Source organism: Microbacterium sp., assembly GCF_044508325.1.
Classification (GTDB): Bacteria; Actinomycetota; Actinomycetes; order Actinomycetales; family Microbacteriaceae; genus Microbacterium.
This window is the reverse complement of record NZ_JBIQHX010000009.1, coordinates 1-16,767: the sequence shown is the minus strand read 5'-3', so window position 1 is coordinate 16,767 and position 16,767 is coordinate 1. Positions and strand designations below refer to the sequence as shown.

Below are 16,767 nucleotides of genomic sequence, written 5' to 3'. Positions count from 1 at the left end.
GGTGGTACCGCGGTCGCACGATCGTCCTCGCAGGAGCACACGACCCTGCGAGAGACACATGACCTACCCCCTCAACGCGGACGAGCCGGTCTCGCCCAGCCCGCGCTTCCCCGAGATCGAGCTCGAGACGCTCGCGTTCTGGAAGCGCGACGACACATTCCGCGCATCGATCGCGAATCGCGAGGGCGCGCCCGAGTGGGTCTTCTACGACGGGCCGCCGTTCGCCAACGGCCTGCCCCACTACGGGCACCTGCTGACCGGCTACGCGAAGGACCTCTTCCCGCGCTTCCAGACGATGCGGGGCCACAAGGTCGATCGCGTCTTCGGCTGGGACACCCACGGTCTTCCGGCCGAGCTCGAGGCCATGAAGCAGCTGGGCATCACCGAGAAGGACGAGATCGAGCGCATGGGCGTGGCCGCCTTCAACGAGAAGGCGCGCGCGTCCGTGCTCGAGTACACGCGGGAGTGGGAGGAGTACGTCACCCGCCAGGCGCGCTGGGTCGACTTCGAGCGCGGCTACAAGACCCTCGACGCGGGGTACATGGAGTCGGTCCTCTGGGCGTTCAAGACGCTGTACGACAAGGACCTCGCCTACGAGGGCTACCGTGTGCTGCCGTACTGCTGGCGCGACGAGACGCCGCTGTCCAACCACGAGCTGCGCATGGACGACGACGTCTACAAGATGCGGCAGGACCCGTCCGTGACCGTCACGTTCCCCCTCGTCGGCGTGAAGGCCGAGACGCTCGGGCTGACCGGGGTGCGGGCCCTGGCGTGGACGACCACGCCGTGGACGCTGCCCACGAACCTCGCGCTCGCGGTCGGACCCGACATCCGGTACGTCGTCGTCCCGGGCGGGCCGAACGGCGCTGCCGACGTCGCCGCCGGCGACGACCCCGGCTCGGCGGCCGCTCATCGGTATCTGCTGGCGGAGGAGCTGCTGGCCGGCTACGCCAAGGACCTCGGCTACGACGCGCCCGAGGATGCGCACGCGGCGGTCGAGCGCACCCTCCTCGGCTCCGAGCTGCAGGACGTCGCATACGACCGGCTCTTCGACTACTACGCGGACGCCGAGACCTGGGGCACGCAGCGGGCCTGGCGCATCCTCGTCGACGACTACGTGACCACCAGCGACGGCACCGGGATCGTCCACCAGGCACCGGCCTTCGGTGAGGACGACCAGCGTGTGGCAGAGGCCGCCGGCATCCCCACGATCCTCTCGGTGGATGACGGCGGGCGGTTCCTGCCGCAGGTGACCGATGTCGCCGGGCAGCTGTGGATGGACGCGAACCGGCCCCTGATCCGTCTCATGCGTCAGTGGGGGAGACTGCTGCGCGAGGCCAGCTACGAGCACTCGTATCCGCACTGCTGGCGCTGCCGGAACCCCCTCATCTACCGGGCGGTGTCGAGCTGGTTCGTGCGGGTCACCGCCTTCAAGGACCGCATGCTCGCGGGCAACGAGCAGATCACGTGGGTGCCGGCCAACGTCAAGCACGGCCAGTTCGGCAAGTGGCTCGAGGGCGCCCGCGACTGGTCGGTGAGCCGGAACCGGTATTGGGGGACGCCCATCCCGGTGTGGCGCAGCGACGATCCTGCGCATCCGCGCGTCGACGTCTACGGGTCGCTGGAGGAGCTGGAGCGTGACTTCGGCCGCCTGCCGGTGGGGGCCGACGGCGAGGTGGATCTGCACCGGCCGTACATCGACGAGCTCACCCGGCCCAACCCGGACGACCCGACCGGGCGGAGCACGATGCGCCGCATCGAGGACGTCTTCGACGTGTGGTTCGACTCCGGCTCGATGCCCTACGCCCAGGTGCACTACCCGTTCGAGAATCACGAGTGGTTCGACTCGCACTCTCCGGCGGACTTCATCGTCGAGTACATCGGCCAGACCCGCGGCTGGTTCTACGTCATGCACGCGCTGTCGACCGGCCTGTTCGACCGCCCGGCGTTCACCGGCGTGTCGTGCCACGGCATCGTGCTCGGCAGCGACGGGCTGAAGATGTCGAAGTCGCTGCGCAACTACCCGGATGTCAGCGAGGTGTTCGACCGCGACGGCTCGGACGCGATGCGCTGGTTCCTCATGTCGAGCTCGGTGCTGCGCGGGGGCAACCTCGTCGTGACCGAGGAGGGGATCCGCGCCGGGGTGCGCGAGTTCCTGCTGCCGCTGTGGAACGCGTGGTACTTCTTCGCGACGTACGCGAACGCTGCGACGGGCTCAGCGGGGTCCGCGGCCCGCCCCGGCGGCTATCGGGCGACCTGGCGCACGGACTCGGCCGATGTGCTCGACCGGTACATCCTGTCGCTGACCGGCGACCTCGTGCGCGACGTGGCCGCCGACCTCGAGGGGCTCGACTCCACGACCGCGTCGGCCCGGCTGCGCGACTTCGCCGAGGTGCTCACCAACTGGTACATCCGCCGATCGCGCGACCGCTTCTGGGCGGGCACCGACACCGACGCCTTCGACACGCTCTACACCGTGCTCGAGACGCTCACCCGGGTGGCGGCGCCGCTGATCCCGCTCATCTCGGAGCGCATCTGGCAGGGTCTGACCGGCGGCCGCAGCGTGCATCTGCAGGACTGGCCCGACCCGGAGGCCTTCCCGGCCGCGACCGAGCTGCGCGCTGCGATGGACGCGGTCCGCGAGGTGTCGTCGGTGGCCAACGCCCTGCGCAAGAAGGAGGGCAAGCGCGTGCGCCTGCCCCTGCCGCGGCTGACGGTGGTGACGACGGATGCCGCGGCCCTGGCTCGCTTCGAGGACATCCTGCGCGACGAGCTCAACGTGAAGCGCGTGGAGCTGGTCGAGCACGGGGAGTCGACGGCGGCCGAGTACGGGATCACGCACCGGCTTTCGGTCAACGCCCGCGCGGCGGGGCCGCGCCTGGGCAGGCAGGTGCAGCAGGCGATCCAGGCAGCCAAGGCGGGCGACTGGACCGAAGCCGACGGCGTGGTGTCAGCCGGCGGGATCGTCCTGGAGCCGGCGGAGTACGACCTCGTGCTCGAGACCTCGGGCCGCCCCGACGGGGAGGCCCTGGCGCTGCTTGGCGGCGGCGGCTTCGTGCTGCTGGACACCACGACCGACGACGCGCTGGAGGCTGAGGGTCTCGCGCGGGACGTCATCCGCGCCGTCCAGGACACCCGCAAGGCCGCCGGCTTCGACGTCAGCGACCGGATCCGGCTGCAGCTGCTGTTCGCCAGTCACGAGGACGGCGATGCGGTGGCCTCCGCGTTCGAGCGGGCCGACGTGGCAGGCGAGACGCTCGCCGTCGAGCACTCCCTGCTCGTCGACGGCCACGGCGTGCACATCCCCGCGGATGCGCCGCCGGAGGTGTGGCACCCGCTCGTGTTCGGGCAGGAGCCCGGCCACGTCGGCTACGTGCCCGCGGGCACCTACGCCAACCGGGCCGGCTTCCACGTCGCGGTCACGAAGGTGGGGAAGCCGTGAGCGATCGGGCGCGCGCGGACGCGGTCTACGCCGAGCTGCTCAAGCGCCAGGGCGAGCGGTGGGTGCAGCCGCGCGTCGAGCGCACCCGTCGGGTGCTCGAGCTGCTCGACGACCCGCAGCGCACCTACCGGGTGGTGCACATCACCGGCACCAACGGGAAGACCTCCACCGCGCGGATCATCGAGAGCCTGATCCGGGCGCACGGGCTGCGCACCGGCATGTTCACCAGCCCGCACCTGGAGCGGTTCACCGAGCGCATCCTGGTCGACGGCGAGCCGGTCGGCGATGCGGCGGTGGCCGACGCCTGGGACGAGATCGCGCCGTTCATCGACATCGTGGATGCGGAGCTGGCCGCCCAGGGGGATGCCGCACTGACCTTCTTCGAGATCCTCACCGTGCTCGCCTTCGTGGTGGCCGCCGACGCTCCGGTGGATGTGCTGGTGCTGGAGGTGGGCATGGGCGGCTCGTGGGACTCCACCAACACCGCGGACGGCGACGTCGCCGTGTTCACCCCGATCGACATCGACCACGCCGACCGGCTGGGCGAGACGATCCGTGAGATCGCCACCATCAAGGCCGGCATCATCAAGCACGGGGCGGTGGCGGTCTCCGCCCGCCAGGACCCGGCTGCGGCGCTCGTGCTGAAGGAGGCCGCCGCCGCGCAGGATGCTCGCATCGCGTTCGAGGGCGAGGACTTCTCGCTCACCGAGGACCGGCTGGCGGTCGGGGGTCAGGTCATCACGGTGCGCGGCCTTGCCGGCGACTACGCCGACGAGTATCTGCCGCTGTACGGCGAACACCAGGGAGCGAACGCGGCCCTGGCGATCGTGGCGGTGGAGGCGCTGATCGGCGGCGGCGAGCGCCCGATCGACGAGGGCATCGTCGCCGAGGGCCTGGGGGCTGTCACCTCGCCCGGAAGACTGCAGCTCATCGGGATCGAGCCGACCATGGTCGTGGATGCCGCGCACAACCCGCACGGCGCCCGGTCGTTGGCCACGGCGCTCGATGAGGCGTTCGACTTCGACGAGTGGGGCTGGGTGTTCGGCGCGTTCTCCGACAAGGACACCGTCGGGGTCGTCGCCGCGCTCGCGCCGGCGGTGGCACGGGTGTTCACCACGCCGCTGCCGTCCGAGCGCGCCGCCGCGGCCGGCGAGCTGGCTGCGGTCACCCGCGCGGCGGGGCTCGAGACCTCGGTGCACGACGACCTCTATGACGCCGTCACCGCCGCGCGGGAGTGGGCCGGCGAATCCGACCGGAGGGCGGTCGTGATCGCCGGATCAGTGGTCCTGGCGGGCGAGGCGATCGGATTGGCCGGAGACGAGGGGTACAAGTGATGGCACAGGCGCAGAGGCCCCCGGCATCCCCCCGTCGCCGGCGCGGCGCCGCCGAGTCGCTGGGGTCGATCGTCCTCGGGTTCGAGTCGGTCGTCGTGTTCCTGGCGGGACTGGTGGTCTACGGGCTGGGGGCCCTGCCGGCATCCATCCCGTCGTGGTCGGGGATCGTCGCCGGAGCGGTCCTGGGACTGCTGATGATCGTCACCGCCGGACTGCTGCGGCACCGCTGGGCCTTCTGGGTCGGCTGGGCGCTGCAGCTGCTGCTGGGGCTGGGGGCGTTCCTGGTGCCGGCGATCCTGCTCGTCTTCCTGATTTTCGGCGGGCTGTGGGCGTATGCCACCATCAAGGGGATGCAGCTGGATGCGCGCAACGCCCGGCTTGCGACCGAGACCGACCCCCGACCCGACGCCGCGAACGGAGACTGACATGCCCACGGAAGAGACCCTCGTCCTCGTCAAGCCCGACGGCGTCGCGCGCGGCCTCACCGGCGCGATCCTGCACCGCATCGAGACCAAGGGCTACTCGCTCGTCGACATCCGCCTGGTCGACCCGGATCGGGAGCGGCTGGAGCGCCACTACGCCGAGCACGCGGGCAAGCCCTTCTACGAGCCGCTGCTGGAGTTCATGATGTCGGGGCCGGCCGTCGCCATCCGCGTGGCGGGGGACCGGGTCATCGAGGGGTTCCGCTCACTCGCGGGCGCCACCGACCCGACTGTCGCGGCCCCGGGCACGATCCGCGGCGACTTCGGGCGGGACTGGGGGCTGCCCGTCCAGCAGAATCTCGTCCACGGCTCGGACAGTCCCGAGTCGGCCGCGCGCGAGCTCGCGATCTGGTTCCGCTGATCAGTCGGTGACCTGAAGGCGGACGGTGACGTCCGCGCAGTCGGCGCCCGGCGCGCACGGCACGAGCTCGAAGAAGTTCACGACCTCGACCAGGACTGCACCGGCCGGGGTGCCCGCGGGCACCACGAGCTCGGCGCGCAGCGCTCCGTCGGCGGCCAGCGGCGCGTCGACCGACGCCAGCTCCGTCAGCGTGCGGTCGTACAGGGCGAGACGGTAGACGACCGAGCTCAGATCCATCGCCTCGGATGCCTCGCGGCAGTCGCCCGGCGCACCGGTGACGACGATCCGCTCGCCCGCGGACACGGAGGCGGTCTCGACGGCGATCTCGCCGGGCAGGCACCTGGTCAGCAGCTGCGATCGACCCTGCCCTTCGTACTGCTCCACGACGAAGTCGCCGGAGGCGCTCGCACAGGTCGCCCCGGGGTCTTCGCAGTCCGCGTAGTCCCAGTTGTCGATGGCCACGAACGCCTCGCCGATCGGCATGTCGACAGGGACCATCAGCTCGGCGGTGAAGCCCTCGCCGGTGGTGGCCTGGACGGTCGTGCGCACGCCCTGCTCGGGCGATCCCGCGGGGGCGAGCAGCAGGACCCAGCCGCCTTCGGGCACCTCCGCGTCGCACTCGTCGACCGTCGAGACGGTGACCATGCTGCCGGGGGCAGCGCTCTGCGGGGCGATGTCGAGGCGGTGGACACAGGACTGCCCGCCGAAGCTGCAGGCGACGAGCGTCAGGGCGGCCACGGCCAGGACGGTGAGCAGGGCGGCGATGCGATGCATCTGCTTACGGTACCGGTCGGCGCCGACTCAGCCGAACAGCGTGGCGAAGATGTTGTCGAGCGCGTTCAGGCGCACCTGGGCGAGGAGGACGATCACCGCGTAGCTGACGATGGCCATGAGCGGAACCCATGCCATCAGCCGTGCGGCGCCGCGGCGGACCGATGCCGGAGCCGGCAGGATGCCGGTGCGCAGCAGGTGGAGCGTGACGGCGTAGAACGACGGGATCGTGACCGCCCACGTGACCATGCACCAGGGGCAGAGGGTGCCCAGGCTGAAGATGCTCTGGGCGATCAGCCAGCACACGAACACGAATGCGAACAGCATCCCGAGCTCGAACAGCCACCAGAACCAGCGTGCGAACCGGGCACCGGCCAGGATCGCGCAGCCGACGACGATGGGGGCCACCCAGCACGCGAGGCCGATGAGGGGGTTGGGGAACCCGAAGACGCTGCCCTGCCACGAGTTGAGGTTCGCCGTGCACTGGACGAGGACGCTGAAATCGCACGCCGCGCTGTGGTCGGGGTCGGCGAGGACCTGGATCTTCTCCAGCGTGAGCTGGAAGGCCGCCCACCAGCCGATCGCTCCGGCGATGATCAGCCACACGGCCAGGGCCGTCGGTCGGGTGGGGCTGTGCGGACGGGCCTCGGGCATGGTTGCGATTATCGCAGGTGCAGCTGCGGGCTCGTGCCGCACCTCGCCTCCGAACCGCCTGCGCGCCGCACACCGCGCGCCGGCGGCGCCTTCATGCGATAATGGCTGTCGATGCATCGCGCGGCCGCGCCGCGCACCGCATCGCCACAGAGACTTCGGGCGACGAACGCCCAAGCAGCGATGCCGGCCACAGGGGCCGGATCGGCTGCAGACCGAGTGAGTTCGCGGCACCGAACCCCGTTCCGCACGGGCCGGGGCGGCACCGCACGATTTTCGCCGGGCGACGCGCGGTGTCGTCCCGCAGGGAGTGCGCCAGAGATGGCTGATGACACGAATGACAACGACAACCAGCACCCCGAGACACAGCCGGAAGGCGCGGATCTGACCCTCGAGTCCGCCGAGGACACGCCGTCGGAATCCGAGACGCCGGAAGGGGATGCCCCCGGAGCCGAGCCGCAGAGTGAAGGCGAGCCTGCCGCCGCGGAGCCCGACACCGGGGACGAGCCGGCGGCCGCGTCGGAGGCCGGGAACGAGCCGGAGCCGGCGGCCGCGTCGGAGACCGAGGACGAGGCGGAGCCGGTCACCGCGGTGACGCTGGGCCTGCTGCCCGAGGTGTTCGTCTCGCAGGTCTCGACGCAGCTGCACTTCTACGCTCCGGAGATCACGCCTCTGCCCGCTCTGCCGGGGCCGGAAGCCCCGGATTCCGGATCGGGTTCGCGCCGCCGTCGTCGGCGCGGTGGGGGCGACTCCTCGGACTCGTCGTCCGGCGGCGGTTCGGATCGCGGCCGGCAGCGCGCCGTCGAGTACGTCACCGAGCCGCAGCGCATCAAGGGATCGACGCGTCTCGAGGCGAAGAAGCAGCGGCGACGCGACGGCCGGGAGGCCGGCCGGCGGCGCCCGGTGGTCACGGAGGCGGAGTTCCTGGCACGCCGCGAGGCGGTCGACCGGGTGATGGTCGTGCGGTCGAAGAACGGTCGCATCCAGATCGCGGTGCTCGAGGACGACGTCCTCGTCGAGCACTACGTCGCGCGCGCCCAGGACGCCTCCCTGATCGGGAACGTCTACCTCGGGCGTGTGCAGAACGTGCTGCCGAGCATGGAGGCCGCGTTCGTCGACATCGGGCGCGGACGAAACGCCGTGCTCTACTCCGGCGAGGTCGATTGGGATGCGGTGGAGACCGGCAACCAGCCCCGCCGCATCGAGCTCGCACTCAAGACCGGTGACAAGGTGCTCGTGCAGGTCACGAAGGACCCGGTGGGCCACAAGGGTGCGCGCCTGACCAGCCAGATCTCGCTGCCCGGCCGCTACCTGGTCTACGTGCCGGGCGGAGCCATGAACGGCATCTCGCGCAAGCTTCCCGACACCGAGCGGGCACGCCTGAAGAAGATCCTCAAGGAGGTGCTTCCCGAGTCCTCCGGCGTCATCGTGCGCACTGCGGCGGAGGGGGCCACCGAGGAGCAGCTCACGAGGGACGTGAACCGCCTCACCACCCAGTGGGAGTACATCGCCCGGCAGACCGAGACCCAGCAGGCTCCGGCGCTGCTGCACGCGGAGCCCGATCTGCTCGTGAAGATCGTGCGCGACGTCTTCAACGAGGACTTCTCGAAGATGCTCATCCAGGGCGAGGACGCGCGGCACACGATCACCAAGTACCTGGAGAGCGTGGCACCGGATCTGCTCGACCGGGTGCTGACCTATGAGGGCGACGGCGACCCGTTCGACGAGTTCCGCATCACCGAGCAGATCGAGAAGGCCCTGGACCGGAAGGTCTGGCTGCCCTCGGGCGGGTCGCTGGTGATCGACCGCACCGAGGCCATGACGGTCATCGACGTCAACACCGGGAAGTTCGTGGGCACCGGCGGGAACCTCGAGGAGACCGTCACCAAGAACAACCTCGAAGCCGCCGAGGAGATCGTCCGTCAGCTGCGGCTGCGCGACATCGGCGGGATCATCGTCGTCGACTTCATCGACATGGTCCTCGAGTCCAACCGCGACCTCGTGCTGCGGCGACTGGTCGAGTGCCTCAGCCGCGACCGCACCAAGCACCAGGTCGCCGAGGTGACTTCGCTCGGACTCGTGCAGATGACGCGCAAGAAGCTCGGCCTGGGCCTGTTGGAGACCTTCAGCGAGCCGTGCGAGGTGTGCGCGGGTCGCGGCGTCATCGTTCATCACGACCCCGTCGTCAAGCACCGGGGCGGATCGAGTGGATCGGGGCGTCGTTCCCGCTCCGGCTCGGGGGCGCCTGCGACGCCGGCCAACGGCACGCACGTCATCACCGAGGGCGTGAAGTCGGCGCTCGCGCAGATCGCGGCATCGACGATCCAGCCGCACGACGTCCCGTCCCAGGACGAGGAGACCGGCACCGAGGCGGCGACCACGCCGGTGATCGAGCTGCCCACGCCCGTCGAGGACGCACCGGCGCCGGAGCGCAAGAAGCGCAAGAAGCGCCAGGAGCCGTCGCGCCCGAAGTCGGAGGCGGAGCTCCTGCTGGACTCGGTGCTGGACGCGCTTCCCGAGCCGAAGGCACCCGGACAGGGGCGTTCGCGTCGGCGGGTGACCACTGCGGCGCTCACCGGTACCCCGGTGGTGCGTCCGGAGGGCGACTAGCGCTCCGGCAGGCGGCGCTCCCGGGCGGTGATCCGCAGTCCTGAGGCGATGAGCCGGCGCACGAGAGTGTGCCCGTCGACGTGCTGCGCGCCCGCGGCGACGAGCCTGTCGAACGACTCCGCAGGCACGTCGTAGTGGTCGAGATCGAACCCGCGCCGTGGGATGCCGTTGGCCGCGGCGAACCCGTGCAGCTCGTCCAGACTCGCGTCGCTGACCAGGTGCGACCACAGCCGCCCGTGCGCGGGCCAGCGGGGGTCGTCGATGAGGATCGCCACGCGCCTGAGTCTAAGCATCCTGTGAAAGCGCACAGACCGAGGGTCGGAACCGGCGTCGCTTTGCGCGTGTGGTCCCGGATCCGGTAAACTCGCTCGATGGTGCGTCGAGACATCCGCACCGGGTCGTCGGACCTCCCCGAGCAGGAATTCGAGCGCGTGCGCTCCCGAAGAAACAGGTATGAAGTGGTTTACGCAGTTGTGCGCGCCGGTGGTCGCCAGGAGAAGGTCGAGGTCGGCACGGTCATCCAGCTCGACCGTGTGAAGGCCGCCCAGGGCGAGACCATCGAGCTGCCGGCGGTTCTGCTGGTCGACGGCGACGCCGTCACCACCGACGCCGACAAGCTCGCGAAGGTCACGGTGACCGCTGAGGTCCTCGGCGACCTGCGCGGCCCCAAGATCGTCATCCAGAAGTTCAAGAACAAGACCGGCTACAAGAAGCGCCAGGGCCACCGCCAGGAGCTCACGCGCGTCAAGGTCACCGGCATCAAGTAAGCGGAAGAGGCACGAAGAGATGGCACACAAGAAGGGCGCAAGCTCCACCCGCAACGGGCGTGACTCCAACGCACAGCGACTCGGCGTCAAGCGCTTCGGCGGTCAGACCGTCAACGCCGGCGAGATCCTCGTCCGCCAGCGCGGAACGCACTTCCACCCGGGCGCGAACGTCGGTCGCGGCGGCGACGACACGCTGTTCGCCCTGGCCGCCGGTGCGGTCGAGTTCGGCACGAAGGGCGGCCGCAAGGTCGTCAGCATCGTCGCCGCGGCCGAGTGAGGCACTCGAGCACACAGAATTCCTGGTGACGGGGCGGGCTTCGGCCCGTCCCGTCGCTGTTCATCCGGGTACGCAGGAGCAGTCATGGTCACATTCGTCGACGAGGTGACACTGCACCTGCGCGCCGGAAAGGGCGGCGACGGATGCGTCTCGGTGCGCCGCGAGAAGTTCAAGCCGCTGGCCGGTCCGGACGGCGGCAACGGGGGCCACGGGGGCGACATCATCCTGGTCGCCGACCCGCAGGTGACGACGCTGCTCTCGTACCACCATTCCCCGCATCGGCACGCCGGCAACGGCGGATTCGGCATGGGCGACAACCGCTCGGGCGCCGCGGGCGAGTCGCTCGAGCTGCCGGTCCCGGTCGGAACGGTGGTGAAGGATGTCGACGGCACCGTGCTCGCCGACATGATCGACCCGGGCATGCGCTTCGTGGTGGCCCCTGGTGGGCTCGGCGGCATCGGCAACGCCGCCCTGGCGACGCCCAAGCGCAAGGCTCCCGGCTTCGCCCTGCTCGGGACCCCCGGGTGGGAGGGCGACGTCGTCCTCGAGCTGAAGACCGTGGCCGACGTCGCGCTGGTCGGCTTCCCGTCGGCGGGGAAGTCCAGTCTCATCGCCGCGATCTCTGCGGCCCGGCCGAAGATCGCGGACTACCCGTTCACGACGCTGCACCCGAATCTCGGCGTGGTGCAGGCGGGAGACGTGCGCTTCACCGTCGCCGACGTCCCCGGTCTCATCGAGGGCGCCAGCGAGGGTCGCGGGCTGGGCCTGGACTTCCTGCGCCACGTCGAGCGCTGCACGGCGCTCGTGCACGTGCTCGACTGCGCGACGCTCGATCCGGGGCGCGACCCGATCTCCGATCTCGACGTCATCCTCGCCGAGCTCGCCGCCTACCCGGTGCCCGCAGGCGATGTCCCGCTGATCGACCGGCCGCAGCTGGTGGCGCTGAACAAGATCGACGTGCCGGAGGCGAAGGAGCTCGCAGACATGGTCCGCCTCGATCTCGAGGCTCGCGGCTTCCGCGTCTTCGAGATCTCCGCGGTCGCCCACCGGGGCCTGCGCGAGCTCACCTTCGCGCTCGCGGCGCTGGTCGAGGAGCACCGTGCCGCGTCCGCCGCCGCTCCCGTCGAGCCGCGGATCGTCATCCGCCCGCGGGGCGCCGAGCAGGAGTTCACAGTCCGTGTCGAGGGCGGATCGCAGGGCCCGGTCTACCGGGTGCTCGGGGCCAAGCCCGAGCGCTGGGTGCAGCAGACGGACTTCCGCAACGACGAGGCTGTCGGCTTCCTCGCCGATCGCCTGCAGAAGCTCGGCGTCGAGGACGAGCTCTTCCGCGCCGGCGCGGTGCCCGGAGCGACCGTCGTGATCGGTCCCGGGGACGGGGTCGTCTTCGACTGGGATCCGGCGCTCAGCTCCGCGGCCGAGCTCATCAGCTCTCCGCGCGGCACCGACGTGCGCCTGGACCAGAGCACCCGGCGCACGACGGCGCAGCGACGCGAGCACTATCGGGAGCTGATGGATGCCAAGGCCGCTGCGCGCGCCGAGCTCGAGGCAGAGCGGCTGGCGGCGGGGTGGTCGGGCGACGAGGACCAGGCATGACGGCGTGGGAGCGGCGGGACCTCGCCACCGCCCGCCGAGTGGTGGTGAAGGTCGGCTCGTCGTCGATCAGCGGAGAGAACTCGGGCCGCATCGCGGTCATCGTGGACGCCCTGGCAGGCGCCCACACCCGCGGCACCGAGATCGTGCTCGTGTCTTCCGGCGCGATCTCCACGGGCATGCCATATCTCGACCTCGACCTGCGGCCGACAGACCTCGCGACGCAGCAGGCTGCCGCCGCGGTCGGCCAGAACGTGCTGATCTACCGCTATCAGGATGCGCTGCGTCCGTTCGGCATCGTCGCCGGCCAGGTCCTGCTCACCGCCGGCGACCTCGAGAACACCGTGCACCGCTCGAACGCGCAGCGGGCGATGGAGCGCCTGCTCGATCTGCGGATCCTGCCGATCGTGAACGAGAACGACACGGTGGCCACGCATGAGATCCGCTTCGGCGACAACGATCGACTGGCGGCGCTGGTCGCACAGCTGATCGGCGCCGACGCGCTGGTCCTGCTCAGCGACGTGGAGGCGCTGTACACGCGGCCACCGGACGACCCGGGTGCCGAGCCGATCGACCGCATCGGGCACGACGACAACCTCGCCGGGCACGAGTTCGGCTCCGTCGTCGTCAACAGCGTGGGCACCGGGGGAGCGGCGACGAAGGTCTCGGCCGCGCGGCTTGCCGCGGCATCCGGAATCGGGGTGCTGGTCACCGCCGCCGACCTCGTCGCGCAGGCGCTCGCGGGGGATGAGATCGGCACCTGGTTCGCGCCGCGGCCGGCCGCCGTCACGAGCCCCGTCGATACACTGTAGGCATGACGACGACCGCCACGACCGCCCGCGAGCGCATGCAGCTGGCGAAGGACGCCGCCCGCAGCGTGGGACTGCTGACCGACGAGCAGAAGCGCGATGCGCTGCACGCGATCGCGGACGCGATCGAGTCGTCGGCCACCGAGATCATCGCCGCGAACGCGGAGGATCTCGCCCGTGGTCGCGAGGGCGGGCTGTCCGAGGCGCTGCAGGATCGGCTGCGCCTGGACGGCGCGCGCGTCGCCGCCCTGGCCGCCGCGGTCCGCGACGTCGCGGCCCTGCCGGATCCGGTCGGGCGGGTGCTGGACGAGCGCACGCTCCCCAACGGGATGCGGCTCACGAAGGTGTCGGTGCCGTTCGGGGTGGTCGGGTCGATCTACGAGGCACGACCGAACGTCACCGTCGACATCGCGGCGCTGGCGCTGCGCTCGGGGAACGCCGTCGTGCTGCGCGGGGGCTCGGCCGCCGAGCAGTCCAACGCGGCGCTGATCGGCGTGATGCGCGCGGCGCTCGCCGACAGCGGCGTGGATCCCGACGCGATCCAGACCGTCGACGACTTCGGGCGCGACGGCGCACGTGAGCTGATGCGCGCCCGCGGGCTGGTCGACGTCCTGGTGCCGCGGGGGAGCGCGCAGCTGATCGAGACGGTGGTCACCGAGTCCTCGGTCCCTGTGATCGAGACCGGGGCGGGCGTCGTGCACATCGTCCTCGACTCCTCCGCACCGCTGGAGCGGGCCCGCGACATCGTCGTGAATGCGAAGGTGCAGCGGCCCAGTGTCTGCAACGCGGTGGAGACCGTGCTCGTCCACCGGGACGCCGCCGAGCGGATCGTGTCGCCGGTCGTGGCGGCGCTGCAGGATCAGGGGGTCACGGTGCACGGCGACGAGCACGTCGCCCGGCTCGCCGAGGGCGTCGTCGCCGCGACGGACGAGGACTGGGGCACCGAGTACGGCAGCCTCGACCTGGCGATGCGCGTGGTCGACGACCTCGACGAGGCGCTCGATCACATCCGGCGGTACTCGACCCACCACACGGAGTCGATCATCACCGACGACCCGGCCACCGCCGAGCGCTTCCTCGCCGAGGTGGATTCGGCCGTCGTCATGGCCAATGCGTCCACCCGCTTCACCGATGGCGGCGAATTCGGGTTCGGGGCCGAGGTGGGCATCTCGACGCAGAAGCTGCACGCCCGCGGTCCGATGGGTCTGCCCGAGCTCACCAGCACCAAGTGGCTCGCGCGCGGAACCGGACAAGTGCGGCCGTGACGACTAGACTCGAGGGGGTGCCGCCCGTTCCCGGGGCGCCCCCGTCCTGAATGGAGAAACGATGCAGTTCGCTACGATCGTCGCCGCGGCCGCGGAGGGACAGCACGGCAACGTCATGCTCGAGACGATCTGGTTTCCGATCGTCGCCCTTGCGGCGTTCGGGATCGGAGCGCTCGTGACCTTCTCGTACCGGGATGTCTCCAACCGGCACGCCGCGAAGGCCGAGGCCTACGCCCGCAGTCAGACGCTGGTGCGGGCAGGCGAAGCGGACGCGGAGGCCGGCCACTAGGTCGACTGCATGTCGGGCGAGGGGCGCGCTGCGCGGATCGGCGTGATGGGCGGGACGTTCGACCCCATCCACCACGGTCACCTGGTCGCAGCGAGCGAGGTCGCACAGTCTTTCGGGCTCGACGAGGTCGTGTTCGTCCCCACCGGCCGTCCGTGGCAGAAGGACGAGGTCTCACCCAGCGAGGACCGCTACCTCATGACGGTGATCGCGACGGCATCCAATCCGCGGTTCACCGTCAGCCGCGTCGACATCGACCGCGCCGGACCGACCTACACGATCGACACCCTCCGCGATCTGCGCGGGCAGCGACCGGATGCCGAGCTCTTCTTCATCACCGGTGCAGACGCCATTGCGCAGATTCTCAGTTGGAGGGAGCATGATGAACTCTGGAATCTCGCACATTTCGTCGCCGTCTCCCGGCCGGGCCATGTCCTGAACACCGACGGGCTGCCGGAGGGGAAGGTTTCCCGACTCGAGATCCCTGCGCTGGCGATCTCGTCCACAGACTGCCGGCAGCGCGTGCGTCGCGGACACCCGGTGTGGTACCTCGTCCCCGACGGCGTCGTCCAATACATTGCAAAGCACCACCTCTATCGGAGCACGGCATGAGCACACCCGAACAGCCGCACGGTCCGGGACTGACCCGCAAGCAGCTGCGGGAGATCCGCATGACCGGCGCGACGCCTGTCATGACGCCCGCCACGAGCACGGAGCCGGAAGCGGCAGCGCCCGAAGCGCCGCCCGCCCCGCAGCCCCCGGCTCCCGCCGTCCACCTGCCCCGCCCGGCGGAAGAGCCGGTCACCTCCCCGCCGCCGCGGCCCGACGCCCAGGTCGACCTGGGTGTGGCGCCGCTGACGCGACGTCAGGCCCGCGAGCAGGAGCGGATCCGCACGGCGTCGGTGCCGGTCATCTCGCCGATGACCGAGACGACCCCGCCCGCCCCGCAGACCCCCGCTGCGCAGCCCGCCGCGACGTGGAGCCCCGCGCCCGCATCCGCTCCGGTGGCCGAGCGTCCGGCAGCCTCGCCGGTGTCCAGTCCCACGGTGGTCGCCGAGCGCGACCAGGAGCACGAGTCCGCGCCCGAGCCCACCGATGCGGACATCCGGCCGGTGGTCCGCCCCGGGTTCGGAGCGACTCTGCTGGACTCGCCCGAGCCGGCCGCGCCGCTGCCGCCGTCGTTCGACGAGCTCATCGCACGGGGCTCGTCGACGACGGGATCGGTCGCCACGCCGAATGCGCTCATCCTCACGCCGACGGGCGCGCCGCTGACCTCGCCGGTGACGGCGACCGGCGAAGTGCTCATCACGGGCACGTTCGCGCTGCCGGACGGGCTCGGTTCGCAGGGGCACGCGCACGGCGCGGCCGACGGCAAGGACGTGGATGCCGTGCTGATCGACGGTGAGCTGCCGGCGGCATCCTCTCCCACCCCCATCGCCGCCAGCGCCGCGGTGAGCACGGTCAAGGGCACCGGAGACATGATCCGCCCGCCGGCGCCCGAGAAGGGCGGAAAGCTCATGCTCGGGCTCGCGGTGACCGCCGGCGTGCTGGCGGCCGCGCTGATCGGCGTGCTCATCGTCGCGTTCGTCACCGGAGTGTTCTCGTGAGTCCAGGCGCAGGTCCGCGCACGATGCTGGATGTCGCCGCCGCGGCGGCGGATGCCAAGGGCGGCGTGGATCTCGTCGCGCTGGACGTATCGGGACCGCTGCCGCTGGTGGACATCTTCCTGCTGGTCACCGGCCGCAGCGAGCGCAACGTGGCCGCCATCGCCGACGAGATCGAGGACAAGCTGCTCGAAGCGGGCCACAAGCGACTGCGGCGCGAAGGGCGCGAGGAGTCGCGCTGGGTGCTGCTGGATTTCGGAGACCTGGTCGTCCACGTCTTCCATGAGCAGGAGCGGGTGTACTACGGACTGGAGCGCCTGTGGAAGGATTGCCCGGCCGTGCCCATCGAACTGCCGGCGCGGGCGGCGAACGGCTAGCGCATTCGGCGCCGTCGGAGATGTAGTAATCTGGTCGAGTTGCTCCGCACGACGGAGCGGCGTCCGGGCCTGTGGCGCAGCTGGTAGCGCACCTGCATGGCATGCAGGGGGTCAGGGGTTCGAGTCCCCTCAGGTCCACCA

General features: G+C 70.8%; 17 protein-coding genes and 1 tRNA gene. 15 read left to right on the top strand and 3 right to left on the bottom strand.

Annotated features, from left to right (window positions below; all coding sequences use genetic code 11):
- The first annotated feature begins 58 nt into the window (after positions 1-58).
- From ileS to ndk, 4 genes are read left to right on the top strand one after another with little or no spacing between them, the layout of a single operon-like run.
- Entirely contained in the window at positions 59-3,442 is a 3,384-nt protein-coding gene (gene ileS, locus ACIWQI_RS08980; protein ID WP_396656813.1) for an isoleucine--tRNA ligase, read from the top strand.
- Entirely contained in the window at positions 3,439-4,776 is a 1,338-nt protein-coding gene (locus ACIWQI_RS08975) for a bifunctional folylpolyglutamate synthase/dihydrofolate synthase (protein WP_396656812.1), read from the top strand. The genes ileS and ACIWQI_RS08975 overlap by 4 nt, the downstream gene beginning before the upstream one ends.
- Positions 4,776-5,201: a DUF4233 domain-containing protein gene (locus ACIWQI_RS08970; RefSeq protein ID WP_396656811.1), complete on the top strand. Its 426-nt coding sequence runs from the start codon at positions 4,776-4,778 to the stop codon at positions 5,199-5,201. Before ACIWQI_RS08975 ends, ACIWQI_RS08970 begins: the two co-directional genes overlap by 1 nt.
- 1 nt (position 5,202) lies before the next feature.
- Positions 5,203-5,619 (top strand): nucleoside-diphosphate kinase, encoded by a 417-nt coding sequence (ndk, locus tag ACIWQI_RS08965; RefSeq protein ID WP_396656810.1) that lies wholly within the window; start codon positions 5,203-5,205, stop codon positions 5,617-5,619.
- Here ndk and ACIWQI_RS08960 read toward each other — a convergent pair whose 3' ends face one another.
- Both ACIWQI_RS08960 and ACIWQI_RS08955 read right to left on the bottom strand, forming a co-directional pair.
- Entirely contained in the window at positions 5,620-6,393 is a 774-nt protein-coding gene (locus tag ACIWQI_RS08960) for a hypothetical protein (RefSeq protein ID WP_396656809.1), read from the bottom strand.
- A 27-nt stretch (positions 6,394-6,420) separates the two neighbouring features.
- A complete protein-coding gene (locus ACIWQI_RS08955) occupies positions 6,421-7,044 on the bottom strand; it encodes a vitamin K epoxide reductase family protein (protein ID WP_396656808.1) in 624 nt (207 codons plus the stop codon).
- A gap of 318 nt (positions 7,045-7,362) precedes the next feature.
- Between ACIWQI_RS08955 and ACIWQI_RS08950 the strand changes: the two genes are divergently transcribed.
- A complete protein-coding gene (locus ACIWQI_RS08950) occupies positions 7,363-9,651 on the top strand; it encodes an Rne/Rng family ribonuclease (RefSeq protein WP_396656807.1) in 2,289 nt (762 codons plus the stop codon).
- Here ACIWQI_RS08950 and ACIWQI_RS08945 read toward each other — a convergent pair.
- On the bottom strand, positions 9,648-9,926 hold the full coding sequence (locus ACIWQI_RS08945) for a DUF4031 domain-containing protein (RefSeq protein WP_396656806.1): 279 nt from the start codon (positions 9,924-9,926) through the stop codon (positions 9,648-9,650). The genes ACIWQI_RS08950 and ACIWQI_RS08945 overlap by 4 nt on opposite strands.
- Positions 9,927-10,109: 183 nt before the next feature.
- Between ACIWQI_RS08945 and rplU the strand changes: the two genes are divergently transcribed.
- The 10 genes from rplU to ACIWQI_RS08895 all read left to right on the top strand — a co-directional run bounded on the left by rplU (position 10,110) and on the right by ACIWQI_RS08895 (position 16,767).
- Complete coding sequence (gene rplU / locus ACIWQI_RS08940) at positions 10,110-10,418, top strand: 50S ribosomal protein L21 (RefSeq protein ID WP_396656805.1); 309 nt, start codon at positions 10,110-10,112, stop codon at positions 10,416-10,418.
- 19 nt (positions 10,419-10,437) lie between these two features.
- Positions 10,438-10,695, top strand: coding sequence for a 50S ribosomal protein L27 (rpmA, locus tag ACIWQI_RS08935; RefSeq protein ID WP_396656804.1), 258 nt, complete (start codon positions 10,438-10,440; stop codon positions 10,693-10,695).
- Positions 10,696-10,779: 84 nt separating this feature from the next.
- Complete coding sequence (gene obgE / locus ACIWQI_RS08930; protein WP_396656803.1) at positions 10,780-12,288, top strand: GTPase ObgE; 1,509 nt, start codon at positions 10,780-10,782, stop codon at positions 12,286-12,288.
- Positions 12,285-13,097, top strand: a complete 813-nt coding sequence (gene proB / locus ACIWQI_RS08925) for a glutamate 5-kinase (RefSeq protein ID WP_396656802.1) — start codon at positions 12,285-12,287, stop codon at positions 13,095-13,097. Before obgE ends, proB begins: the two co-directional genes overlap by 4 nt.
- A gap of 2 nt (positions 13,098-13,099) precedes the next feature.
- On the top strand, positions 13,100-14,359 hold the full coding sequence (locus ACIWQI_RS08920; protein WP_396656801.1) for a glutamate-5-semialdehyde dehydrogenase: 1,260 nt from the start codon (positions 13,100-13,102) through the stop codon (positions 14,357-14,359).
- 61 nt (positions 14,360-14,420) lie between these two features.
- The gene (locus ACIWQI_RS08915) at positions 14,421-14,648 is read left to right on the top strand and encodes a hypothetical protein (RefSeq protein WP_396656800.1); all 228 of its coding nucleotides are present in this window, start codon (positions 14,421-14,423) and stop codon (positions 14,646-14,648) included.
- Positions 14,649-14,657: 9 nt separating this feature from the next.
- The gene (gene nadD, locus ACIWQI_RS08910; RefSeq protein WP_396656799.1) at positions 14,658-15,257 is read left to right on the top strand and encodes a nicotinate-nucleotide adenylyltransferase; all 600 of its coding nucleotides are present in this window, start codon (positions 14,658-14,660) and stop codon (positions 15,255-15,257) included.
- Entirely contained in the window at positions 15,254-16,252 is a 999-nt protein-coding gene (locus ACIWQI_RS08905) for a hypothetical protein (RefSeq protein ID WP_396656798.1), read from the top strand. The genes nadD and ACIWQI_RS08905 overlap by 4 nt, the downstream gene beginning before the upstream one ends.
- A 23-nt stretch (positions 16,253-16,275) precedes the next feature.
- Positions 16,276-16,626, top strand: a complete 351-nt coding sequence (gene rsfS, locus ACIWQI_RS08900; RefSeq protein ID WP_396656973.1) for a ribosome silencing factor — start codon at positions 16,276-16,278, stop codon at positions 16,624-16,626.
- A 65-nt stretch (positions 16,627-16,691) separates the two neighbouring features.
- Positions 16,692-16,767, top strand: a tRNA-Ala gene (locus tag ACIWQI_RS08895).